The organism is Terrabacter sp. R4-6 (assembly GCF_057529065.1).
Window position 1 is genome coordinate 3,960,840 of the sequence record NZ_CP197224.1, and the last position, 20,450, is coordinate 3,981,289.

23 protein-coding genes and 1 tRNA gene are annotated in these 20,450 nt (G+C 71.6%); 16 read left to right on the forward strand and 8 right to left on the reverse strand.

What is annotated here, in order from left to right; translation table 11 throughout:
* Positions 1 to 169: 169 nt before the first annotated feature.
* Together ACSSS0_RS18365 and ACSSS0_RS18370 are read right to left on the reverse strand one after the other, a co-directional pair.
* Positions 170 to 1,480 (reverse strand): alpha-amylase family glycosyl hydrolase, encoded by a 1,311-nt coding sequence (locus tag ACSSS0_RS18365; RefSeq protein WP_487229132.1) that lies wholly within the window; start codon positions 1,478 to 1,480, stop codon positions 170 to 172.
* 64 nt (positions 1,481 to 1,544) lie between these two features.
* On the reverse strand, positions 1,545 to 2,054 hold the full coding sequence (locus ACSSS0_RS18370; RefSeq protein WP_435986551.1) for an Lrp/AsnC family transcriptional regulator: 510 nt from the start codon (positions 2,052 to 2,054) through the stop codon (positions 1,545 to 1,547).
* A 107-nt stretch (positions 2,055 to 2,161) separates the two neighbouring features.
* Here ACSSS0_RS18370 and hppD point away from each other — a divergent pair, with 107 nt between their 5' ends.
* The 3 genes from hppD (at position 2,162) to ACSSS0_RS18385 (ending at position 6,105) form a co-directional block, all read left to right on the forward strand.
* Positions 2,162 to 3,394: a 4-hydroxyphenylpyruvate dioxygenase gene (gene hppD, locus ACSSS0_RS18375; RefSeq protein ID WP_487229133.1), complete on the forward strand. Its 1,233-nt coding sequence runs from the start codon at positions 2,162 to 2,164 to the stop codon at positions 3,392 to 3,394.
* A gap of 133 nt (positions 3,395 to 3,527) precedes the next feature.
* Complete coding sequence (locus tag ACSSS0_RS18380; RefSeq protein ID WP_487229134.1) at positions 3,528 to 4,373, forward strand: RDD family protein; 846 nt, start codon at positions 3,528 to 3,530, stop codon at positions 4,371 to 4,373.
* 142 nt (positions 4,374 to 4,515) lie between these two features.
* A complete protein-coding gene (locus tag ACSSS0_RS18385; protein ID WP_435987856.1) occupies positions 4,516 to 6,105 on the forward strand; it encodes a DHA2 family efflux MFS transporter permease subunit in 1,590 nt (529 codons plus the stop codon).
* Between the two features lie 52 nt (positions 6,106 to 6,157).
* Here the strand turns inward: ACSSS0_RS18385 and fahA are convergent, their stop codons facing one another.
* Together fahA and ACSSS0_RS18395 are read right to left on the reverse strand one after the other, a co-directional pair.
* Positions 6,158 to 7,411 carry a fumarylacetoacetase gene (gene fahA, locus ACSSS0_RS18390; protein WP_487229135.1) on the reverse strand — a complete coding sequence of 418 codons (1,254 nt, stop codon included), beginning with the start codon at positions 7,409 to 7,411 and terminating at the stop codon, positions 6,158 to 6,160.
* Positions 7,408 to 8,268, reverse strand: a complete 861-nt coding sequence (locus ACSSS0_RS18395) for a hypothetical protein (RefSeq protein ID WP_487229136.1) — start codon at positions 8,266 to 8,268, stop codon at positions 7,408 to 7,410. The genes fahA and ACSSS0_RS18395 overlap by 4 nt, the downstream gene beginning before the upstream one ends.
* A gap of 82 nt (positions 8,269 to 8,350) precedes the next feature.
* Between ACSSS0_RS18395 and ACSSS0_RS18400 the strand changes: the two genes are divergently transcribed.
* Complete coding sequence (locus ACSSS0_RS18400) at positions 8,351 to 9,625, forward strand: homogentisate 1,2-dioxygenase domain-containing protein (protein ID WP_487229137.1); 1,275 nt, start codon at positions 8,351 to 8,353, stop codon at positions 9,623 to 9,625.
* A 4-nt stretch (positions 9,626 to 9,629) separates the two neighbouring features.
* On the forward strand, positions 9,630 to 10,301 hold the full coding sequence (locus ACSSS0_RS18405) for a helix-turn-helix domain-containing protein (protein WP_487229138.1): 672 nt from the start codon (positions 9,630 to 9,632) through the stop codon (positions 10,299 to 10,301).
* A gap of 177 nt (positions 10,302 to 10,478) precedes the next feature.
* Here ACSSS0_RS18405 and ACSSS0_RS18410 read toward each other — a convergent pair whose 3' ends face one another.
* Together ACSSS0_RS18410 and ACSSS0_RS18415 are read right to left on the reverse strand one after the other, a co-directional pair.
* A complete protein-coding gene (locus tag ACSSS0_RS18410; RefSeq protein ID WP_487229139.1) occupies positions 10,479 to 11,090 on the reverse strand; it encodes a nicotinamidase in 612 nt (203 codons plus the stop codon).
* A 3-nt stretch (positions 11,091 to 11,093) separates the two neighbouring features.
* Positions 11,094 to 12,407, reverse strand: a complete 1,314-nt coding sequence (locus ACSSS0_RS18415) for a nicotinate phosphoribosyltransferase (RefSeq protein ID WP_487229140.1) — start codon at positions 12,405 to 12,407, stop codon at positions 11,094 to 11,096.
* Between the two features lie 73 nt (positions 12,408 to 12,480).
* Between ACSSS0_RS18415 and clpS the strand changes: the two genes are divergently transcribed.
* The 7 genes from clpS (at position 12,481) to ACSSS0_RS18450 (ending at position 18,436) form a co-directional block, all read left to right on the forward strand.
* Positions 12,481 to 12,786 carry an ATP-dependent Clp protease adapter ClpS gene (gene clpS / locus ACSSS0_RS18420; protein WP_435986542.1) on the forward strand — a complete coding sequence of 102 codons (306 nt, stop codon included), beginning with the start codon at positions 12,481 to 12,483 and terminating at the stop codon, positions 12,784 to 12,786.
* The gene (locus ACSSS0_RS18425) at positions 12,786 to 13,511 is read left to right on the forward strand and encodes a DUF2017 domain-containing protein (protein ID WP_487229141.1); all 726 of its coding nucleotides are present in this window, start codon (positions 12,786 to 12,788) and stop codon (positions 13,509 to 13,511) included. The genes clpS and ACSSS0_RS18425 overlap by 1 nt, the downstream gene beginning before the upstream one ends.
* Before the next feature lie 56 nt (positions 13,512 to 13,567).
* Positions 13,568 to 14,335, forward strand: a complete 768-nt coding sequence (locus tag ACSSS0_RS18430) for an MBL fold metallo-hydrolase (protein WP_487229142.1) — start codon at positions 13,568 to 13,570, stop codon at positions 14,333 to 14,335.
* 193 nt (positions 14,336 to 14,528) lie between these two features.
* Positions 14,529 to 15,398: an aldo/keto reductase gene (locus ACSSS0_RS18435; RefSeq protein WP_435986539.1), complete on the forward strand. Its 870-nt coding sequence runs from the start codon at positions 14,529 to 14,531 to the stop codon at positions 15,396 to 15,398.
* Positions 15,399 to 15,513: 115 nt separating this feature from the next.
* Positions 15,514 to 16,257 carry a ribonuclease PH gene (gene rph, locus ACSSS0_RS18440; protein ID WP_435986538.1) on the forward strand — a complete coding sequence of 248 codons (744 nt, stop codon included), beginning with the start codon at positions 15,514 to 15,516 and terminating at the stop codon, positions 16,255 to 16,257.
* Positions 16,254 to 16,874 (forward strand): RdgB/HAM1 family non-canonical purine NTP pyrophosphatase, encoded by a 621-nt coding sequence (gene rdgB, locus ACSSS0_RS18445; RefSeq protein ID WP_435986537.1) that lies wholly within the window; start codon positions 16,254 to 16,256, stop codon positions 16,872 to 16,874. Before rph ends, rdgB begins: the two co-directional genes overlap by 4 nt.
* A complete protein-coding gene (locus tag ACSSS0_RS18450; protein ID WP_487229143.1) occupies positions 16,871 to 18,436 on the forward strand; it encodes a molybdopterin-dependent oxidoreductase in 1,566 nt (521 codons plus the stop codon). The genes rdgB and ACSSS0_RS18450 overlap by 4 nt, the downstream gene beginning before the upstream one ends.
* Here the strand turns inward: ACSSS0_RS18450 and ACSSS0_RS18455 are convergent.
* Positions 18,423 to 18,830 (reverse strand): RidA family protein, encoded by a 408-nt coding sequence (locus ACSSS0_RS18455; RefSeq protein ID WP_487229144.1) that lies wholly within the window; start codon positions 18,828 to 18,830, stop codon positions 18,423 to 18,425. The two genes, ACSSS0_RS18450 and ACSSS0_RS18455, sit on opposite strands and share 14 nt — an antisense overlap.
* On the reverse strand, positions 18,827 to 19,051 hold the full coding sequence (locus ACSSS0_RS18460; protein WP_487229145.1) for a hypothetical protein: 225 nt from the start codon (positions 19,049 to 19,051) through the stop codon (positions 18,827 to 18,829). Before ACSSS0_RS18460 ends, ACSSS0_RS18455 begins: the two co-directional genes overlap by 4 nt.
* Positions 19,052 to 19,152: 101 nt before the next feature.
* Between ACSSS0_RS18460 and ACSSS0_RS18465 the strand changes: the two genes are divergently transcribed.
* From ACSSS0_RS18465 to ACSSS0_RS18480, 4 genes are all read left to right on the forward strand, one after another.
* Positions 19,153 to 19,236, forward strand: a tRNA-Leu gene (locus ACSSS0_RS18465).
* Positions 19,237 to 19,301: 65 nt separating this feature from the next.
* Entirely contained in the window at positions 19,302 to 19,775 is a 474-nt protein-coding gene (gene bcp, locus ACSSS0_RS18470) for a thioredoxin-dependent thiol peroxidase (protein ID WP_435986533.1), read from the forward strand.
* Between the two features lie 29 nt (positions 19,776 to 19,804).
* Complete coding sequence (locus tag ACSSS0_RS18475) at positions 19,805 to 20,056, forward strand: DUF3618 domain-containing protein (RefSeq protein ID WP_435986532.1); 252 nt, start codon at positions 19,805 to 19,807, stop codon at positions 20,054 to 20,056.
* A 26-nt stretch (positions 20,057 to 20,082) separates the two neighbouring features.
* Positions 20,083 to 20,424, forward strand: coding sequence for a GroES family chaperonin (locus tag ACSSS0_RS18480; protein ID WP_435986531.1), 342 nt, complete (start codon positions 20,083 to 20,085; stop codon positions 20,422 to 20,424).
* Positions 20,425 to 20,450: the final 26 nt, after the last annotated feature.

Consider the following 20,450-nt stretch of genomic DNA (forward strand, 5'->3'; position numbering starts at 1 on the left):
TACGCAGCTCCATTCTCTCGGATCGAGGGCCGCTGCGTGAACGGTTTCGACGGGATCACGTCATGATCTGCGCGCTCGATCGTCTACCAGTCGACGGGACACGACCCCTGTGCCGTCCGGGGCCTCGGGCCGCCCGTGGAGGAGCGGCTCGGGGTCCTGCTCCGAGGCGTCAGGCGCCGACGAGCACCTGGTAGCCCCAGGCGGGCAGGGAGTACTCCTGGCCCTGCTCGAGCTCGAGCGTCTCGCCGGTGAAGGCGTCGCGCCACGCTCCGACCTGCGGGCCGTCGCCGAGCGTCACGGTCCGGTCCTCGTCGCTGAAGTTGAAGGCCCCGAAGACCCGGTCGTCGCCGACGGCTCGCACGAAGCTCAGCACCGACGCCTCGGCCGAGTTCGGGACGCGGACCATGCGCCCGCCCGCGGCACCGTTCCACAGCGCGGGGTGCGCCTTCTTGAGGGCGAAGAGCTGCCGGTAGAGCTCGCCCTGATCGTCCTCGCGCCAGTCGATCTCGTCCTTGTCGAAGAAGACGAGCCGCTTGTCGCTGCCCGCCTCCTGACCGTTGTAGACGAGCGGCATGCCCTCGCTGACGACGGACAGCACGATCGAGGGCAGGAGTGCCTCGCCGAACTGCTCGTACTCGGTGCCCTCCCACGCGTTCTTGTCGTGGTTGCTGACGAAGAGCATCCGGTAGGCGTCACGCTGGTAGAAGCGGTCGTTCCACGCGTAGTAGACCTTGAGCGCCTCGACGTCGGCCTTGCCGTGCGCGATCTTGTGCAGCGTCTCGTTCCAGCTCCAGCCGTACGTCATGTCGAAGGCGCGGACGTGCAGGTCGCGCGACTCCCACTCGGCGAGCATGAAGACCGGCTTGATCTCGTCGAGCTCGCGGCGGACGTTGTCCCAGAAGTCGACCGGCACGAATCCGGCCACGTCGCAACGGAAGCCGTCGACGTCGACGTCACGGACCCAGAACTTCATCGCCTCGGTCATGTAGCGGCGCAGCTCGGGGTTGTCGTAGTCGAGGTCGATGATGTCGTCCCAGTCCCACCAGGGCGTGGGACGCAGGTCGCCCTTCCAGTCACGCGCGTACCAGTCGGGGTGCTCCTCGACGAGGGGGTTGTCCCACGCGGTGTGGTTGGCGACCCAGTCGAGGATGACGCGCAGGCCGAGGGCGTGGGCCGTGTCGACGAAGTGGCGCAGGTCCTCCAGCGTGCCGAACTCCGGGTTGACGCCGAGGTAGTCCTTGACGGCGTACGGGCTGCCCAGCACGCCCTTTCGGTTCAGCTCGCCGATCGGGTGCACCGGCATGATCCACACGATGTCGATGCCGAGGTCGCGCAGGCGCGGCAGGTGGGCCTCGGCGGCCCGGAAGGTGCCCTCGGGCGTGAAGTGGCGCTGGTTGATCTGGTAGATCGTCGCGCTGCGGCTCCACTCCGGGTGGGTGAGCTCGACGTCGGGCCGGGGGGCGTAGGGGTTGGCGGTCACGGGTGGCTCCTGGTCCGGGTCGGTGGGATCGGCGGTGCGGTGGGGCTCGTGCGAGGGTCGCACGTCAGGACGACTCGTCGAGCAGGTGCTCGACGAGCGGGATGGTGCGGTGGTCGAGGCGGGTGGCGAGCGAGATCACGGTCGAGGCCCGCGTGACGTGCGCGTCGTCGACGACGCGGTCGATGACCCGCTGGAGGTCGGCGTTGTCGCGCCCGACGATCCGGATGAGCACGTCTCCGGAGCCGGTGATCGTGTGCGCCTCGAGCACCTCGGGGATCGCGGCGAGGTGGTCGACGACGGGGGAGTGCCCGCCGCGACCCTGCCGGATCTCGAGGGTGCAGAACGCCGTCACGGGGTAGCCGATGGCGGCCGGGTCGACGTCCGGGGCCATCGAGCGCAGCACGCCGGTCCGCTGGAGCCGGTCGAGCCTGGCCTGCACCGTGCCGCGAGCCACGCCCAGCCGGCGCGAGGCGCCGAGCACGCCGATGCCCGGCTCGGTGAGCAGGAGGAGCAGGATGCGGCAGTCGAGCGCGTCGACAGGTGCGCGCGCCGAGGGCGTCGCCGGAGACGTCATGGACAGAGTGTCCAGCACGATCCGGCATACAGGCAACACTTTGTGCACTGTGTTCAGCCGCCCCGGCTGCTGTTGCACACCTCGACGCTCTCGGTCACTCTCGCTCCATGACCGACACGATGCCGTCTCCGGCCACCGACCTCACCGACCAGGAGCGCGAGGCCGACCTCGACCTCGACCAGCTCAAGCAGCTCGTCGGTCTCGTCGAGTACGACGAGAACACCGACGTCTTCCCCGTCACCGGATGGGACGCGATCGTCTTCGTCGCCGGCAACGCGACGCAGAGCGCGCACTACTACCAGAGCGCCTGGGGCATGGAGCTCGTCGCCTACTCGGGTCCCGAGAACGGCAACCGCGACCACAAGGCGTTCGTCCTCAAGAGCGGCTCGATCCGTTTCGTCATCAAGGGCGCGGTCGACCCCGACAGCCCGCTCGCCGACCACCACCGCCGCCACGGCGACGGCGTCGTCGACATCGCCCTCGAGGTGCCCGACGTCGACAGGTGCGTCGCGCAGGCCGTCAAGGCCGGCGCCACGGTCCTCGAGCAGCCCACGGACCACACCGACGAGCACGGCACGGTCCGCACCGCCGCCATCGCGACCTACGGCGAGACGCGCCACACCCTCGTCCAGCGTCAGGTGAACGGCCAGACGTATGCCGGCCCGTACCTCCCCGGCTACGTCCCGACCGCGTCGACGTACGTCAAGCGCGACGGCCAGCCGAAGCGCCTCTTCCAGGCCCTCGACCACATCGTCGGCAACGTCGAGCTCGGTCACATGGACGAGTGGGTCTCCTTCTACAACCGCGTCATGGGCTTCGTGAACATGGCCGAGTTCATCGGCGACGACATCGCCACCGACTACTCGGCCCTCATGAGCAAGGTCGTCGCCAACGGCAACCACCGCGTCAAGTTCCCGCTCAACGAGCCGGCGATCGCCAAGAAGAAGAGCCAGATCGACGAGTACCTCGAGTTCTACCGCGGCGCCGGCGCCCAGCACCTCGCGGTCGCGACGAACGACATCCTCGCCTCCGTCGACGCCCTGCGCGCCAACGGCGTCGAGTTCCTCGACACCCCCGACAGCTACTACGAGGACGCCGAGCTGCGCGAGCGCATCGGCAACGTCCGGGTCCCGATCGAGGAGCTGCAGAAGCGCAAGATCCTCGTCGACCGCGACGAGGACGGCTACCTGCTCCAGATCTTCACCAAGCCGCTCGGCGACCGCCCGACGGTCTTCTTCGAGCTCATCGAGCGGCACGGTTCGCTCGGTTTCGGCAAGGGCAACTTCAAGGCGCTCTTCGAGGCCATCGAGCGAGAGCAGGACAAGCGCGGCAACCTCTGACCCGCTCCGACGTGGCCCTCGGCCCCGGTCCGGTCCCTGCCTTCGGGCGGGAACCGGCCGGGGCCGAGGCGCGCCCGGGACCAGTCGGGGCGCCGCCGGTCTGGGAACGCCGATGCCGTGGCACAGTTGGGGCATGAGCCAGCAGCCCTCCGGGTGGTACGACGACCCCAGCAACACCGACATGCTCCGTTACTGGGACGGCGTGTCGTGGACCAACCACACCGCCCCGAAGAAGTCGCCGACCATCGCGCAGAGCACCATCGGCCTGCCGCAGCAGAGCCCGCAGGGCCAGGCGGGCCAGCAGGGGCAGGTGCCGTCCGACCGCACCGGGGCGCCGACGCCGACGACACCGATGCCGCAGGGCAGCGGGTGGCAGACGCAGTCCCAGGTGCCGCAGCAGCAGGCGCCGCAGGGCTACTACCAGCAGGCGCCGGCCAACACCCAGTGGATGCACGACATCAAGACCACCGCCGACGGCGTGCCGCTCGCCTCGTGGGGCAAGCGTTTCGCTGCCTGGGTGATCGACGGCCTCATCCTCGCCGTCGTCGGCGGGATCATCTCGTGGGCCGCGACGCCGCGACTGTCCGAGCTCTTCTCCCAGATGGTCACCGCCGCACAGGCCGGCGACCAGACCCGCCTCGTCGAGATCCAGAACGAGCTGACGGGACCCGCCGTGCAGTTCTCGCTCTTCCTGTGGCTCGTGGCGACGGCCTACTGCCTCGTCTTCTGGACGACGATCGCGCAGACCCCGGGCAAGATGGCGCTCGGCATCAGCGTGCGCCGGGCCGCCGAGCCCGGACCCCTGCCGCTCGGGACCGCGGTCATGCGTCGGCTCGTCCCGCTGGCCGGCCAGTTCGTCCCCTTCCTGTCGCTGCTCGACGGCCTGTGGCCGCTCTGGGACGACAAGCGCCAGGCCCTGCACGACAAGGTCGCGAGCACTCAGGTCGTCGAGGGCAAGCAGCCGCGCAAGCAGGGCTGACCGGTCTGACGGGGCTCCGCGCCGCGGTCCGGGTGGGTCGGCCGACGGCGTAACTCGGTTGCGTCGCTGTCGGTGGTCGGCGCGAGAATGGAGGGTGCGCGGGCAGGCCCGCGCCCTCGGCGTCGACGACCCGATGCCGTCGATGCCCCTCGCCCGAACCGGAGTCATCGTGTCTGCTCCCAGCGCCACCGGCCAGTCCACCTACCCCGACAAGATCGACGGGCCGGTCCTCAAGATCGCCGGCGTGGTCGTGCTGGGCGCGATCATGTCGATCCTCGACATCACCGTCGTCAACATCGCCCTGCCGACCTTCCAGACGGTCTTCGCCGAGAGTCCCGACCAGCCGCTGCCCTACTCCACCGTCGCGTGGACCGTGACGGCCTACACCCTGGCGCTCGCGACGGTCATCCCACTCACGGGCTGGGCCGCCGACCGCTTCGGCACGAAGCGGCTCTACGTCCTCGCCGTCGTCCTCTTCACGGCGGGCTCGGCCCTGTGCGCCACGGCCGGGTCCATCGAGCTCCTCATCGGCTTCCGCGTGCTCCAGGGGCTCGGCGGAGGCATGCTCATGCCGCTCGGCATGACGATCATGACGCGCGCCGCGGGCCCGGCCCGGATGGGTCGGCTGATGGCGATCCTCGGCGTCCCCATGCTGCTGGGCCCGATCTTCGGACCCATCCTCGGTGGCTGGCTCATCGAGGTCGCGAGCTGGCACTGGATCTTCCTCATCAACGTGCCGATCGGCGTCGTCGCGGCGCTCTACGCGCTGTGGGCCCTGCCGTCCGACGCGCCGGAGCCGTCGGAGTCCTTCGACGTCGTCGGCATGCTGCTCATGTCGCCCGGCCTCGCGCTCTTCCTCTACGGCATCAGCTCGATCCCCGGTGAGGGGACCTTCGTCTCGAAGAAGGTGCTCATCCCGCTCGGCATCGGGCTCGCCATGCTCGTGACCTTCGTCTTCTACAGCTTCCGCCCCCAGCACCCGCTGCTCGACCTGCGGCTCTTCCGAAACCGGCGGCTCAGCGTCGCGACGATCACCATGTTCCTCTTCGCCGCCGCCTTCTTCGGTGGCCTGCTCCTCGTGCCGACCTACCTCCAGCAGGTGCGGGGGCTCGACACCCTCCACGCGGCCTTCCTCATGGTGCCTCAGGGCCTGGGCGCGATGGTGACGATGCCGATCGCCGGCGCCCTGTCGGACCGCATCCCGGTGGGCCGCATCGTGCCCTTCGGTCTGCTCGCCATCACGGGCGGGATGTTCGCCCTGACGCAGGTGGGCGTCGACACCCCGTACTGGGGCTTCATGATCCCGGTGCTCTTCGTCATGGGACTCGGCATGGGCGGCACGATGATGCCGCTCATGACCTCGGCGCTCAAGACGCTCCAGAGCCACCAGGTGGCGCGTGGCTCGACGCTGCTCAACATCACCCAGCAGATCGCGAGCTCCGTCGGCGTCGCCGTCATCTCGGTGGTCTTCACGAACTACCTCAGCGCCTCGGCGCTGGCGGGGCCGGCCATCGCGGCGCTGCACGACCCGACCCTCGTCGACGACGTCGGTGGGCCGGCCGCCGTCCAGCAGGGCCTGGTCGAGGCCGCTGACGCGTTCGGTGCCACCTTCCTCGTCGCCGCGATCCTCGTCGCACTGACGCTGATCCCCGCCTCGTTCCTGCCCCGCAAGCACGAGGAGTCGCACTTCCTCGACGACCAGGCCGACGCGGCACCGGTCGTCATCCACTGATCCCGTCGCGGTACCGAGAGCCCGCTCCCCGACGTCGGGGAGCGGGCACGGCTCAGACGGCCGGGCGGATCGTGCCGGTGACCTCGCCGAGACCGATGCGCGCGCCCCCCGGTCCGGGTGCCCACGCCGTCATCGTGACGGTGTCCCCGTCCTCGAGGAAGCCGCGCGTCGTGCCGTCGCCGAGCGTCAGCGGATCGGTGCCGTTCCACGTCAGCTCGAGCAGGCTGCCGCGGGTGTCGCGGCTGGGACCGCTGATGGTCCCGGAGCCGAAGAGGTCGCCGTCCCGGATCGACGCACCGTTGACCGTGAGGTGCGCGAGCATCTGCGCCGGAGACCAGTACATCCCCGCGTGCTCCGGGCGTGAGACGACGGTCCCGTTGAGACTGACCTCGACGTGCACGTCGAGGCCGAACGCGTCACCACGCAGGTAGGGCAGGACCTGCGGATCCGCCTGTCCCGGAAGGGGAACGCGCGCCGCAGCGAGGGCCTCGAGCGGCGTGACCCACGCCGAGACGGAGGTGGCGAAGGACTTGCCGAGGAACGGACCGAGCGGGACGTACTCCCAGGCCTGCAGGTCGCGGGCGCTCCAGTCGTTGAGGATGACGACACCGAAGAGGTGGTCCTGCGCCTCGTCGACCGAGACGCGGGACCCGAGCGCGGTCGCGCCACCGACGACGTAGCCGAGCTCGGCCTCGATGTCGAGGCGGATGCTCGGGCCGAAGACGGGGGCGGGGTCGTTCGGACCCTTGCGCTGCCCCGTCGGTCGGATGACGTCGGTGCCGGACACGACGACGGTGCCGGCGCGGCCGTGGTAGCCGATGGGCAGGTGCTTCCAGTTGGGCGGCAGGGCGGCGTTGTCGGGCCGGAAGATCTGGCCCACGTTGCTCGCGTGGTCCTCGCTCGCATAGAAGTCGACGTAGTCGGCCACCTCGACGGGCAGGTGGAGCGTGACCTCGGCGAGGGGGTGCAGGTGCGGCGAGACGCCGTCGCGGTGCACGTCGTCGCGCAGGACCTCGGTCAGCCACTCCCGGGCCACGGTCCAGGCGGGGCGGCCGAGGGCCAGGAAGGCGTTGAGGGTCGGGGTCTGCCACGCCGTCGCGAGGTCGGGTCCGTCACCGACGAGCCCGGCGTCCCGGCCGATCGCGGCGACGGCGCCGGCGTCGAGCACGTGGTCGCCGATGCGCACGCCGACGCGCCGGACCGGGTCGCCGGCGGTGCTGAAGACGCCGTAGGGGAGGGTGTCGATGCCGAACGGGTGGTCGGCGGGGACGTCGAGCCAGGTGCTCGTCCGGGTGGGCGGCGTCATGCGTGGGACTCCTCGATGGTGATCAGCCCGAGCGCCTCGAGCTCGGTGAGCGGGTCGAGCACACCGCAGCAGCCGAAGGCCGTGAAGCTGTCGCGGACCTGCTCGGCGTCCTCGGTGGACAGGCTCGAGAGTGCGGTGACGAGCACCTCCGTGTCGCGGCGGGCCAGGGCACCGGACAGCTCGTGCGCCTCGGCACCGCCCAGCGCCTCGTGCGTCGCGAGCAGCACGTTGAGCAGGCCGTGCATCGGCTCGCCGCCGTGGGTGCCCCGGATCGCGTGGTGCAGGCCTCCGGTCAGCTTGAAGGGGAGTCCGTGCAGCACGACCGCGTCGAGGAAGCCGCCGAGCGCCGCCTCGTCGGGCCACGGCCAGGCCGGGGTCGGTCCCGTGCGGAACTTCGCCGTCACGTCGTGCTCGTCGTCGACGGCGGCGGCGATGTCGTCGAGCCCGCGCGCCTGGTCGTCGCCGAGGCCGACCTCGACGACGACGGGAACCTCCGCGTCGAGGACCTGCCGCCACCCGCCGGCCCAGCCGAGCTCGGCGGCCGTGACGAGCACCCGGTCGTCGTGCCGCAGCGTGGTGAGGGCGTCGAGGAGGGGCTGCGCCGGGCTTCCGGGGCGCACGACGAGGCTGACCTCGAGGGGCTCCTGCGCGGTGCGCGGGTCCGCGGCGGCCAGGGTCGCGAGCTCACCCGCCGCAGTGGCGGGGACGAGCAGCGGGCCGATGTGGACGGCATACGGCCCCGTGCGCCGATCGAGGTGCTCGCGCACGGCGACGTCGAGGGGCGCCAGCCCCGGTGGGAAGACCGCGGCGTCGTCGACGAGGCGGTCGAAGAGGGGCGCGAAGGGCGTCCTTGACATGACTGGGAGCGTACTCCACTGTTGCAATAGTGATACACCAGCGTCCGCTCAACGGACGCGCTCGACGGAGAGGCCCCCGCCCATGGCGCACTACCAGGCAGTCGGAAGCATCCCGCCCAAGCGGCACACCCAGCACCGACGTCCTGGGCCGGGGAGCACGCCGGGCGAGCTCTACTACGAGGAGCTCATGGGTGAGGAGGGCTTCAGCTCCGACAGCTCGTTGCTCTACCACCGCAACATCCCGTCGACGACGGTCGGCGCCGCGGTCTGGGAGGTGCCCGACCAGTCGACGACCCCGAACCACCCGCTCACGCCCCGGCACCTCAAGCTCCACGACCTCTTCGACGCCGCCTCGGTCGACGGCACGGACGTCGTGACCGGCCGCCGCCTCGTGCTCGGCAACGGCGACGTGCGCATCTCGTATGCCGTCGCCGGCGCGCCGAGCCCGTGGTACCGCAACGGCATCGGCGACGAGTGCGTCTACGTCGAGCGCGGCCGAGCCCGCGTCGAGACCGTCTTCGGCTCGTTCGAGGTCGGGGAGGGCGACTACGTCGTCATCCCGCGCGCCACGACCCACCGGTGGCTCCCCGAGCGGTCGACGACCGACCCGCTCCGCGCGTACTGCATCGAGGCCAACAGCCACATCGCCCCGCCGAAGCGCTACCTCAGCAAGTACGGCCAGCTCCTCGAGCACGCCCCCTACTGCGAGCGCGACCTGCGCCAGCCGGACGGTCCGCTCCTCGCCGAGGACGTCGGCGCGAGCCCCGACGAGGAGACCGAGGTCTACATCAAGCACCGGGGCAACGCCCCCGGCGGTGTCGTCGGCACCATCCACACGCTGCCGTTCCACCCGCTCGACGTCGTCGGCTGGGACGGTTGCCTCTACCCCTACGTCTTCAACGTGCGCGACTTCGAGCCGATCACCGGCCGCATCCACCAGCCGCCGCCGGTGCACCAGGTCTTCGAGGGCTCGAACTTCGTCATCTGCAACTTCGTGCCCCGCAAGGTCGACTACCACCCGCTCGCGATCCCCGTCCCCTACTACCACTCGAACGTCGACAGCGACGAGATCATGTTCTACGTCGACGGCGACTACGAGGCCCGCAAGGGCTCGGGCATCGGCAGGGGATCGATCTCTGTCCACCCGGGTGGGCACCCCCACGGGCCGCAGCCCGGTGCGACCGAGGGCTCGATCGGCGTCGAGAGCTTCGACGAGCTCGCCGTCATGGTCGACACGTTCCGCCCGCTCGAGCTCGGCGAGGGTGGCCTCGCGGTCGACGACGGCCTCTACGCGATGTCGTGGTCGAAGGGGAGCGACCGGGGCTCGCCCACGGGCCGCCCCCACTCCGAGGGCTGAGCGCGTGCCAGGACAGGCTGCGCCGCGGGGCGAGTCCTCCCAGACGCTCGACCGTGGCATCCGGGTGCTCGAGGCGCTGGCCGGGACCGGCGCAGCGGCAGGCCTGACGATCACCGAGCTCGCGGCCGGGCTCGGTGTGGGTCGGCCCGTCGTCTACCGCCTCGTCAGGACGCTCGAGGACCACCACCTCGTCTCACGGGCCGCCGACGGGAGGGTCCGTCTCGCGCTCGGCATCAGCCGCCTCGCGTCGGCCGTCACTCCCGTCGTGCGCACCGAGGCACGGCCCGCGCTGCGCGACCTCGCCGACGCCGTGGGGGCGACGGCGCACCTGACGATCGCGGAGGGTGAGGAGGCGCTCGCGCTCGTCGTCGTCGAGCCGTCGTGGACCGACGTCCACGTCGCCTACCGTTCCGGGGCCCGGCACCGGCTCGACCAGGGCGCCGCCGGGCGGGCGATCCTCGCCGGTCGGGCGGGGGAGCGTGGTGTCGTCGGCACCGACGGCGAGCTGCAGGCGGGGGCGCACGGCCTGGCCGTGTCGCTGTCGACCCGCACCGACCCCGCCCCCGGAGGCGTCGAGGCCTCGGTCGGGGTCGTCTCCCTCGAGCCCCTCGACGTGCGCACCGTGGGTCCACGGCTCGAGCACGCGGCCCGGGCCCTGCGCGCCGTCCTCCGATGACCCCTCGGCCTCCTCTCACGTCGAGTGGCCCCGTCGTCACACGCCAGACATCCGAGGCTCGTCGAGTGGCCGCGTCGTCACACCCCGAATCGGTGACCCATGGGGTTGATGGGGTTGCTTGGCCACTCGAGCTGGGGACGGGCTGGGGTCAGCCGGCGACGTGGGGGAACGGTTGGGTCAGCCGCCGACCCTGGGGGCGCCGAGAAGGTGGATGCCGGCTTCGCGCAGCTCTGCGAGGGCCGCGTCGGTCGTGGGCCGGGAGACGCCGGCCGTGAGGTCGAGCAGCACGGTGGTCTCGAAGCCCTCGCGTCGCGCGTCGGCCGCGGTGGCCCGGACGCAGTGGTCGGTCGCGATGCCGACGACGTCGACGCGGGAGACGTCGCGCTCCGTGAGCCAGGCGGCGAGCGTGGTGTCCCGGCCGTCGTCGGAGCGCCCCTCGAAGCCGCTGTAGGCGGCGGCGTGCTCGCCCTTGCGGAAGACCGCCTCGACGTGCCCGAGGGCACCCGCGAGCCTCGGGTGGAACTCCGCGCCCTCGCTGCCCGCGACGCAGTGCACCGGCCACGAGTCGACGAAGTCGGGGGTCGACGAGAAGTGCGGCCCGGGGTCGACGTGCCAGTCGGCGGTCGCGACGACATGGTCGTAGTCGGCAGCGTGGCGACTCACGTGCTCGGTGACCTCCCGCGCCACCTCGGCGCCGCCGGTGACGGCGAGGGACCCGCCCTCGCAGAAGTCGTTCTGCACGTCGACGATGATCAGCGCGCGTCCGCCGTCATGCGTGGATCCGGCCATGGCTCAGTCCTTCTCGTAGATCGTGGGGATCACGGGCTCGCCTCGTGACAGCTGGGCAGCCGCCCGGGGCAGCTCCGCCCGCGACGCCTCGTGTCGCGCGCGCGCCTCGTGGATGTCCTGGTGGTCGACGACCTCGCCGCCGCGGACGAGGTCGATCATCAGGCGTCGGTCGTTGCCGTCGTCGTGCGGCTGCTCACCGATGCCGATGACCTCGGCCTGGGCGACGCCGGAGTCGCTGAGGCGGCGCATGGCCCACTTGCGCCCGCCGACCGACGTCTTGTCCTTGCTCTTCTTCTCGACGCCCTGCATCCGTCCCGACGCGTCCTCGCGCTGGACGAGCTTGTAGACCATGGACGCCGTCGGTGCCCCGGAGCCGGTCACGAGCGCCGTGCCGACGCCGTATCCGCTGACGGGGCCGGCCGCGAGGCCCGCGATGGCGTACTCGTCGAGGTCGGAGGTGACGATGATCCTGGTGTCGGTGTTGCCCGCCGCGTCGAGCTGGGCGCGCACCTCGGTGGCCTGGATGAGCAGGTCGCCCGAGTCGAGACGGACCGCCCCGAGCTCGGGGCCGGCGATGTCCATCGCGAGCGCGACGGCCGTCCGGACGTCGTAGGTGTCGACGAGGAGGGTCGTGCCCTTGCCGAGCGACTCGACCTGGGCGGTGAAGGCCTCCTTCTCCGAGTCGTAGAGGAGGGTGAAGGCGTGCGCGGCCGTGCCCGTCGTCGGCACGCCGTAACGGCGCCCGGCCTCGAGGTTGCTCGTCGCGTCGAAGCCGGCGACGTAGGCCGCGCGAGCGGCCGCGACGGCCGACTCCTCGTGGGTGCGTCGTGAGCCCATCTCGATGCAGGGCCTGCCGATGGCCGCGGTCGTCATGCGCGAGGCCGCGGAGGCGATCGCCGTGTCGTGGTTGAGGATCGAGAGCACGAGCGTCTCGAGGATGACGCCCTCGGCGAAGGTCGACTCGACGACGAGGACCGGCGACTGCGGGAAGTAGCACTCACCCTCGGCGTATCCGCTGACGTCACCGGAGAAGCGGTAGTCCGCCAGCCAGTCGACGGTGGCGCGGTCGACGACCTTCCGGTCGGACAGGAAGCGCAGCTCGTCGTCGCCGAAGCGGAACTCCTCGAGCGCCTCGAGCACCCGGCCCGTTCCGGCGATGACCCCGTAGCGGCGCCCGTCGGGAAGCCGGCGGGCGAACGCCTCGAAGACGCAGCGCCGGTGCGCCTCGCCCGAGGCGAGGGCGGCCTGGAGCATCGTCAGCTCGTAGTGGTCGGTCAGCAGCGCCGTGCTCGCGGCGCGAGGGCTCGTCGGGCTCACGTGCCCACCCTAGGTGTCAGCAGGTCCCGGGGACCGTCTGCCCCACGCGCCTCGGTGGACCTAGGGTGGCCCTGTGACCGCAGCCACCCTCTCCCTCGCGCCCGCCGAGCAAGAGGTGACCTCCACCGACGAGGTCGTCGCACCCGACGTGCCGTGGGTGACGATCGTCTGGAACGACCCCGTCAACCTCATGACGTACGTGACGTGGGTCTTCGAGACCTACTTCGGCTATGCCCGCCCGAAGGCCGAGAAGCTGATGATGGACGTCCACGTCAAGGGCCGTGCCGTCGTCTCCAACGGCCCCCGCGAGTCGATGGAGCGCGACGCGGAGGCGCTCCAGGGCTACGGCCTCTGGGCCACGTTCGAGAAGGACCGCTGATGGCACGCGCCTTCCTGCGCGAGCAGGACCACTACGTCGGTCTCCTCGAGTCCACCGAGCGCACCGTGCTCCTCGGCCTCATGCAGCAGACGCGACTGTTGCTCTCTCCGGAGATCGAGCCGACCGGCGACGCGTTCGACGACCTCGTGGCGTCGATGGGCCTGTCGCTGAGTGCCGCGGACCAGCAGGCCGACGACGCGGGCGGCCCTGCCGCACAGGCCGACTCGGCATCGCTGGCCGACCGCGACCCAGCCCTCGACCGGCTCCTGCCGACGGCCCATCGGGGTGACGACCAGATCGCGGCGGAGTTCCGTCGCCTGACCGAGGAGGGCCTTCGGCAGCGCAAGAGCGGCAACCTCGACGTCGCTCTCGCGTGCGTCGAGGAGGCCGTCGGCAACCGGGTCGTGCTCGACGAGTCCCAGGCGCCGGCCTTCCTCATGGCCCTCACCGACGTCCGCCTCCTGCTCGGCGAGCGGATGGGCATGCGCACCGAGGAGGACGCCGAGGCGCTGCACGCCGCGATGGACGACATCGACGACGACGACCCCCTCGGCTACGCCATGGCGTGGTACGACTTCCTCACCTGGCTGCAGGAGACCCTGACCCAGGCGCTCATGGGCACGGACCTGCGCGACGTCGTGGCGGCATACGACGACGACCTCGACGACGGCGTCGACGACGACCTCGACGACGACGAAGGCGCGCGGCCGGACGACACGATGTGACGCACCCGACGCCACGTCGTCGGGCCGTCGTCGGCGTCGGCACCTAGGCTCGTCACGTGGACGTCACGATCGTCGGGTGCTCGGGATCCTTCGCGGGGCCCCGCTCGCCCGCCTCGTCCTACCTCGTCCGCGCCGAGCACGAGGGCCGCACGTGGAGCATCGTGCTCGACCTCGGCAACGGCGCCCTCGGCGCCCTCCAGCGCCACGTCGAGCCGTATGCCGTCGACGCCGTCCTGCTCAGCCACCTGCACGTCGACCACTGCATCGACATGTGCGGCCTCTACGTCATGATGCGCTACCTCCCCGGCGGGCCGGGTCGCGCGACGATGCCGGTCTGGGGCCCACCCGGCACCGGGGTGCACCTCGCCCGGGCCTACGGCGGCGGTGAGGCCGAGGACGTCCTCGGCGTCTTCGACTTCCACGACCTGCGCCACCGCGAGCCGGTGACGGTCGGGCCGTTCACGATCACCCCGGTCCGCGTCAACCACCCCGTCGAGGCCTACGGCTTCCGCGTCGAGGCCGACGGCCGCGTGCTCGCCTACACCGGCGACACCGACACGTGCGACCAGCTCGACGAGCTCATGGCGGGCGCCGACCTCGTGCTCGCCGACTCGGCCTTCGTCGAGGGGCGCGACACCGTGCCCGACATCCACCTCTCCGGTCGTCGCGCCGCCGAGGCGGCCGTCCGGGCCGGGGGAGTGGGGCGACTCATGCTCACCCACATCCCTGCCTGGAACGACCCCGAGGTGTGCCGTCAGCAGGCCGCCGCGGTGTGGCCCGGCTGCGTCGAGCTCGCCGAGCCCGACGCCACCTACCGCCTTTGACAGGCGCTGACGGGCACTGACGAGCGCTGACGGGCGCTGACGGGCGCTGACGGGCGCTGACGGGCGCTGACGGGCCTGACCTCGCGGGTGGTCCGCCCGAGCAGCCGGGTATGGACCGTGACGGTGCGGCGCGCGCCCGGCAGTCGCCGGGCCGAGCGCCGACGACCGGAACGACCGAACCAAGGAGGCACCGTTGCAGCAGCGAACCATCGGATCGAGGAAGGTCAGCGCGATCGGTCTCGGGGGCATGCCGATGTCCATCGAGGGCCGGCCCGACGAGGACCGCTCGATCCGGACCATCCACGCCGCGCTCGACGCCGGCGTCACCCTCATCGACACGGCCGACGCCTACCACCGTGACGCGGGCGAGGTGGGTCACAACGAGTCCCTCATCGCCAAGGCGCTCTCGTCGTGGTCCGGGAGCGCGGCCGACGTGCTCGTCGCGACCAAGGGCGGCCACCTGCGCCCCGGCGACGGCTCGTGGACGCAGAACGGCCGCCCCGACCACCTCAAGGAGGCGGCCAAGGCCTCGCTCCAGCGGCTCGGCGGCGACGCGATCGGGCTCTACCAGTTCCACCGGCCGGACCCCGACGTGCCCTACGCCGAGTCCGTCGGTGCGCTCGTCGAGCTGCTCGACGAGGGTGTCATCGAGATGGCCGGCATCTCCAACGCCGACCCCGCGCAGATCCGCGAGGCCCAGGACGTGCTCGGTGGCCGGCTCGTCTCCGTGCAGAACCAGTTCTCGCCCGCCTTCCGCAGCAGCCGGGCCGAGCTCGACCTCTGCGCCGAGCTCGGCATCGCCTTCCTGCCGTGGAGCCCGCTCGGCGGCATCAGCAGGGCGGGCGACCTCGGCAGCCGGCACGACGCGTTCGCGGAGGTCGCGAAGGCCCATGACGTGAGCCCCCAGCGGGTGGCGCTCGCGTGGGAGCTCGCGCTCGCCCCGACCGTCGTGCCCATCCCGGGTGCCTCCCGTCCCGAGAGCATCGAGGACTCGGTGCAGGCCGCCGACCTCGAGCTGACGGCCGACGAGGTCGAGCGTCTCTCGGCCGAGACGCTCGACTGACGAGCCCTCGCGGCGTCGCAGGGACGGGTCCTTACGGTTCGCGAACGAGCCGTCGGGGCCCGTCCCCGCACCCGCGATTGAGGCCTAGCGTGGAGTCATGGCTAGCCTCGTGGGCATGACTGACCGACATGACGGCCGTGCCCCCGACGAGACCCGAGAGGTGCGGATCACCCGCAACTGGCTCGACCACGCGGAGGGCAGCGTCCTCGTCGAGTTCGGGCGCACGCGCGTGCTGTGCGCGGCGTCCTTCACCGAGGGCGTCCCGCGCTGGCTCAAGGGCAAGGGCACCGGCTGGGTCACCGCCGAGTACGCCATGCTGCCCCGCGCCACCAACACCCGTTCCGACCGAGAGAGCGTCAAGGGCCGCATCGGCGGCCGCACCCACGAGATCAGCCGACTCATCGGCCGCAGCCTGCGCGCCGTCATCGACACCAAGGCCCTCGGCGAGAACACCATCGTCCTCGACTGCGACGTCCTGCAGGCCGACGGCGGCACCCGGACCGCCGCCATCACCGGCGCGTACGTGGCCCTGGCCGACGCCGTCGAGCACGCCCGAGCCAAGGGCCTCATCGGCGCGAAGGCCCAGCCGCTGACCGGCTCGGTCGCAGCCGTCTCCGTCGGGATCGTCGGCGGACGTGCCGTCCTCGACCTCGACTACCCCGAGGACTCGACCGCCGAGACCGACATGAACGTCGTCATGACCGGCGACGGCCGGTTCATCGAGGTCCAGGGCACCGCCGAGGGTGCGCCCTTCGACCGCGACCTGCTCGGCCAGCTGCTCGACCTCGCCACGAAGGGCTGCGCCGACCTCACCGACCGGCAGCAGGCCGCCCTGGCCGCCCAGGAGGTCGCCTCGTGACGCGGGTCGTCCTCGCCACCCGCAACGCCCACAAGGTCGAGGAGCTGCGCGAGATCCTCGCCGACGTCAGCGCCGACCTCGGTCTCGAGATCATCGGGCTCGACGGCTTCCCCGACGCGCCGGACGTCGTCGAGGACGGTGTGACGTTCGAGCAGAACGCCATCCTCAAGGCCGCGTCCGCGGCACACGTGACGGGCCTGCCGGCACTCGCCGACGACTCGGGCCTGGCCGTCGACGTGCTCGGCGGCTCACCCGGCATCTTCAGCGCCCGCTGGTCCGGTGGCGGCGGTGACCGCGCCAACCTCGAGCTGCTCCTCGCTCAGCTCGGCGACGTCCGCGACGAGCACCGCGCCGCGGCGTTCGTCTGCGCCGCAGCCCTCGTGCTGCCCGATGGTCGCTCGGCCGCCGAGCTCGGGCGCTTCCCGGGCACCGTGGGCCGTGAGCCGAGAGGGACCAACGGCTTCGGCTACGACCCGATCTTCGTCCCATCCGACCAGCCGGACGGCAACGAACGCACACTGGCGGAGTACGACGCCGACGAGAAGAACCACGTCTCGCACCGGGCGCTCGCCTTCCGTGCACTCGTGCCACACCTGAAGGAGCACCTGAGGCCATGACCACGACCAGCCCGGCCACGCGTCCCGAGACCGCCCCGCAGCAGGCGGCCCGTCCGCTCTGGTGGGGAGCCCTCGACGGGCTGGTGGCCGGGCTGCTCACCGTCGGGCTGGCGACGCTCGCCGCGGCGCTGCTCACGGCCGTCGGGCAGTCCTCCGGCCAGCCAGCGCCCATCGCCGCGGTGAGCGGGGCCTTCATCGACCGGACGCCGCCGTGGCTCAAGGACTTCGCCATCGCGACCTTCGGCACCAACGACAAACGGGCCCTGCTCGTCGGGACGGTCGTCGTGCTCGCCCTGGCCTGTGCGGCGGTGGGGATCCTCGCCAGCCGACGGCTCGTCGCGGGACTCGTCGTCTTCGCCGTCATCGGTGTCATCGGCGCGGCCGCGGTGCTCACCCGACCCGGCGCCGGCCCGGCGGACGTGCTGCCGACGATCCTCGGCACCGCGGCCGGTCTCTGGTTCCTCAGCCGCGCCGCGGCCCCGTCGGCGAGCGCGACGGGCGCTGCCGGTCCCGGCCGACGCTGGATCATCGGGGGAGCGGTCGGTGCCGTGGCGGCATACGCCGGCAGCTACCTCGGTGGTGACTCCGCGGCGGCCACGGTCTCGCGCGACGCCCTCAAGAGCACGCCGCTCAAGGGCACGAAGCTCGCCATCCCGGCCGGCGCCGACCTCAAGGTGCCGGGCCTGACGCCGTACATCGTCCCGAACGCCGACTTCTACCGCATCGACACGGCGATCGTCGTGCCTCGCATCGACGCCAACGACTGGAAGCTCAAGGTCACCGGCCTGGTCGACCGCGAGGTCGAGATCGACTGGAAGACGTTGCAGGGCAAGCAGATGCAGGAGGCGCTGGTCACCCTGACGTGCGTCTCGAACGAGGTCGGCGGCGACCTCGTCGGCAATGCCGTCTGGACGGGCTGGCCCGTGCGCGAGCTGCTCGCGATGGCCGGCCCCCAGGCGGGCGCCGACATGGTGCTGCAGACGAGCATCGACGGCTTCACCGCCTCGACCCCGCTCGGCGCGCTCACCGACGATCGCAACGCCCTGCTCGCGATCCGGATGAACGGCGAGCCCCTGCCCTTCGAGCACGGCTTCCCCGTGCGCGTCGTCGTGCCGGGCCTCTACGGCTTCGTGTCGGCCACGAAGTGGGTCACCGAGCTCAAGGTGACGACGTATGCCGACGACGTGGCCTACTGGACGCCGCGTGGCTGGTCGGCGACGGGACCCATCAAGACGGCATCGCGCATCGACGTCCCCACGGCGGGGGCCAGCGTCAAGGCCGGAACCGTCGCCGTCGCGGGGGTCGCGTGGGCGCAGCACACCGGCGTCTCCAAGGTCGAGGTCCAGGTCGACCAGCAGCCGTGGACCGAGGCCCGTCTCGCGGCCGACGCGAGCATCGACACGTGGCGGCAGTGGGTCTACGAGTGGGACGCCACGCCGGGCAGCCACGACATCCGGGTGCGGGCCTACGACGCCAAGGGGCAGGTGCAGTCGCCGCTCGAGGCGGCGCCGGCGCCCGACGGCGCCACCGGCATCCACGTCGTCAACGTCAGGGTGGAGTGACCTCGGTCGCCCCCGAGCCCACGACGGCCTCGGCCTCGATCTCGACGAGAAGGTCGGGGTCGATGAGCGCCGTCACCTGCACCATCGTCGAGGCCGGTCGCACGTCGGCGAAGACCTCGCCGTGTGCGCGGCCCACCGCCTCCCAGTCGCGGATGTCGGTGACGAACATCCGGGTCCGCACGACGTCGGCCGGTGCGGCGCCGCAGGCCGCGAGGGCCTCGACGACGATCTCGAGCGCGACCTTCGCCTGGGTGTAGGCGTCGCCGGGCGCGACGACGCGTCCGTCGCGGATCGCCGTGGTCCCCGCCACGTGGACGGTGTCCCCGACGCGGACGGCCCGCGAGTAGCCGACGACACCCTCCCAGGCGCTGCCCGTCGCGATGTTCCGCCTCATGACCGAAGGCTAGTCCTGACCGGCGTGGGAGCGGAGGGGCTCGTCAGCGACGCGGCGGGCAGGAGGAACCAGTGCCGTGCGACGCACTGCACCCGGGCGTGCTCGACCGGCCCGCCGGTGCTCTCGAGCACCGCCCGCTCCGTCACCTCGGCGAGGGCACCGCACTCCGGGCACGTCGTCGTGTCGAGCGCGGCCCCCGCCGGTGCGTTCGTGCCGTCCATGACGTACCTCCTGGTCCGTGGCTCATGGGAGACGGAGGGCGGGACGGTGGCTCCTGATACCCGGGGGCCGCCAACTACAGTGGGGGCCGCGCATGACGCGAGCGGACGTGGTGGAACTGGTAGACACGCAGGATTTAGGTTCCTGTGCCCTAGGTGTGCGGGTTCGAGTCCCGCCGTCCGCACCAGCCGGACCGACCTGGTGTCCGGAACGGGTACGAGCCCGGCAGACATGACGACGAAGGAGCAGATCGTGACCGCACGACTCGAGCCCGGCGAGCAGGCCCCTGCCTTCAGCCTCACCGACGACACCGGCCAGACCGTCAGCCTCGCCGACTTCGCGGGCCGCAAGGTCATCGTCTACTTCTACCCGGCCGCCATGACCCCGGGCTGCACCAAGCAGGCCTGCGACTTCAGCGAGTCGCTCGACTCGCTGAAGAAGGACGGCTACGAGGTCGTCGGCATCTCCAAGGACAAGCCGGCCAAGCTCGCCGCGTTCCGCGAGCGTGACCACCTCACCATCCCGCTGCTCAGCGACGAGGACCTCGCAGTCCACACGGCATACGGCGCCTGGGGTGAGAAGAAGCTCTACGGCAAGACGGTCGAGGGCGTCATCCGGTCGACCTTCGTCGTCGACGAGGAGGGCAAGGTGAGCCACGCGTTCTACAACGTCAAGGCGACCGGCCACGTGGCCAAGCTCCGTCGCGACCTCGGCATCGCCGACTAGAGTCGCACCGTCCCCCGAAAGGAAGCCAGATGAGCGACACCGTACGGATCGAGCAGGACATCCAGGCCGCCCGCGCGCGCCTCGAGGGCACCGTCAACGAGCTGGCCTACCGCGCCCAGCCGCAGGTCATCGCCCAGCGCCAGGTGCAGGGCCTCCGGCTGCGTCTCGCCGCGGCCACGCACACCGAGGACGGCGAGCTGCGCATCGAGCGCATCGGTGCCGTCGTGGCGGCGGCCGTCGTCGTCGTGGTCGCCATCGGCTTCCTGCGCCGCCGGCGCTGAGCCGGCCGGCGGGTCCGACCAGTCCCATGGCGAAGAAGGATGCTGCCGCGTCGGCGGCCAGGCTGCCGGTCCGGATGCTGCACGACCGCGTCCTCGTCTCGATCGAGAGCGAGGGGGAGCGGCGCTCCGGCGGCGGCATCCTCATCCCCGCCACCGCGTCGGTCGGCAAGCGCCTCGCGTGGGCCGAAGTGGTGGCGACGGGCGCCAACGTGCGCCAGGTCGAGCTGGGCGACCGCGTCCTCTTCGACCCGGAGGACCGTGGCGAGGTCGAGCTGCACGGGAAGGACTACATCCTGCTCCGCGAGCGCGACATCCACGCCGTCGCGGCCCGGCGCGTCGAGGACGGCCAGACCGGCCTCTACCTCTGAGCCACCCTCGCCCGCCGTGCGGGCCG

What these genes read in the sequence shown, in the direction of transcription:
- ACSSS0_RS18455 (WP_487229144.1), bottom strand. Translation starts at nt 18,830, where the DNA reads ATGAGGCGGAACATCGCGACGGGCAGCGCCTGGGAGGGTGTCGTCGGC.
- ACSSS0_RS18480 (WP_435986531.1), top strand. Translation starts at nt 20,083, where the DNA reads ATGGCGAAGAAGGATGCTGCCGCGTCGGCGGCCAGGCTGCCGGTCCGG.
- ACSSS0_RS18475 (WP_435986532.1), top strand. Translation starts at nt 19,805, where the DNA reads ATGAGCGACACCGTACGGATCGAGCAGGACATCCAGGCCGCCCGCGCG.
- ACSSS0_RS18450 (WP_487229143.1), top strand. Translation starts at nt 16,871, where the DNA reads ATGACCACGACCAGCCCGGCCACGCGTCCCGAGACCGCCCCGCAGCAG.
- ACSSS0_RS18400 (WP_487229137.1), top strand. Translation starts at nt 8,351, where the DNA reads ATGGCGCACTACCAGGCAGTCGGAAGCATCCCGCCCAAGCGGCACACC.
- ACSSS0_RS18425 (WP_487229141.1), top strand. Translation starts at nt 12,786, where the DNA reads ATGGCACGCGCCTTCCTGCGCGAGCAGGACCACTACGTCGGTCTCCTC.
- ACSSS0_RS18395 (WP_487229136.1), bottom strand. Translation starts at nt 8,268, where the DNA reads ATGTCAAGGACGCCCTTCGCGCCCCTCTTCGACCGCCTCGTCGACGAC.
- hppD (WP_487229133.1), top strand. Translation starts at nt 2,162, where the DNA reads ATGACCGACACGATGCCGTCTCCGGCCACCGACCTCACCGACCAGGAG.
- ACSSS0_RS18460 (WP_487229145.1), bottom strand. Translation starts at nt 19,051, where the DNA reads ATGGACGGCACGAACGCACCGGCGGGGGCCGCGCTCGACACGACGACG.
- rph (WP_435986538.1), top strand. Translation starts at nt 15,514, where the DNA reads ATGACTGACCGACATGACGGCCGTGCCCCCGACGAGACCCGAGAGGTG.
- fahA (WP_487229135.1), bottom strand. Translation starts at nt 7,411, where the DNA reads ATGACGCCGCCCACCCGGACGAGCACCTGGCTCGACGTCCCCGCCGAC.
- ACSSS0_RS18385 (WP_435987856.1), top strand. Translation starts at nt 4,516, where the DNA reads ATGCCCCTCGCCCGAACCGGAGTCATCGTGTCTGCTCCCAGCGCCACC.
- ACSSS0_RS18380 (WP_487229134.1), top strand. Translation starts at nt 3,528, where the DNA reads ATGAGCCAGCAGCCCTCCGGGTGGTACGACGACCCCAGCAACACCGAC.
- ACSSS0_RS18370 (WP_435986551.1), bottom strand. Translation starts at nt 2,054, where the DNA reads ATGACGTCTCCGGCGACGCCCTCGGCGCGCGCACCTGTCGACGCGCTC.
- ACSSS0_RS18410 (WP_487229139.1), bottom strand. Translation starts at nt 11,090, where the DNA reads ATGGCCGGATCCACGCATGACGGCGGACGCGCGCTGATCATCGTCGAC.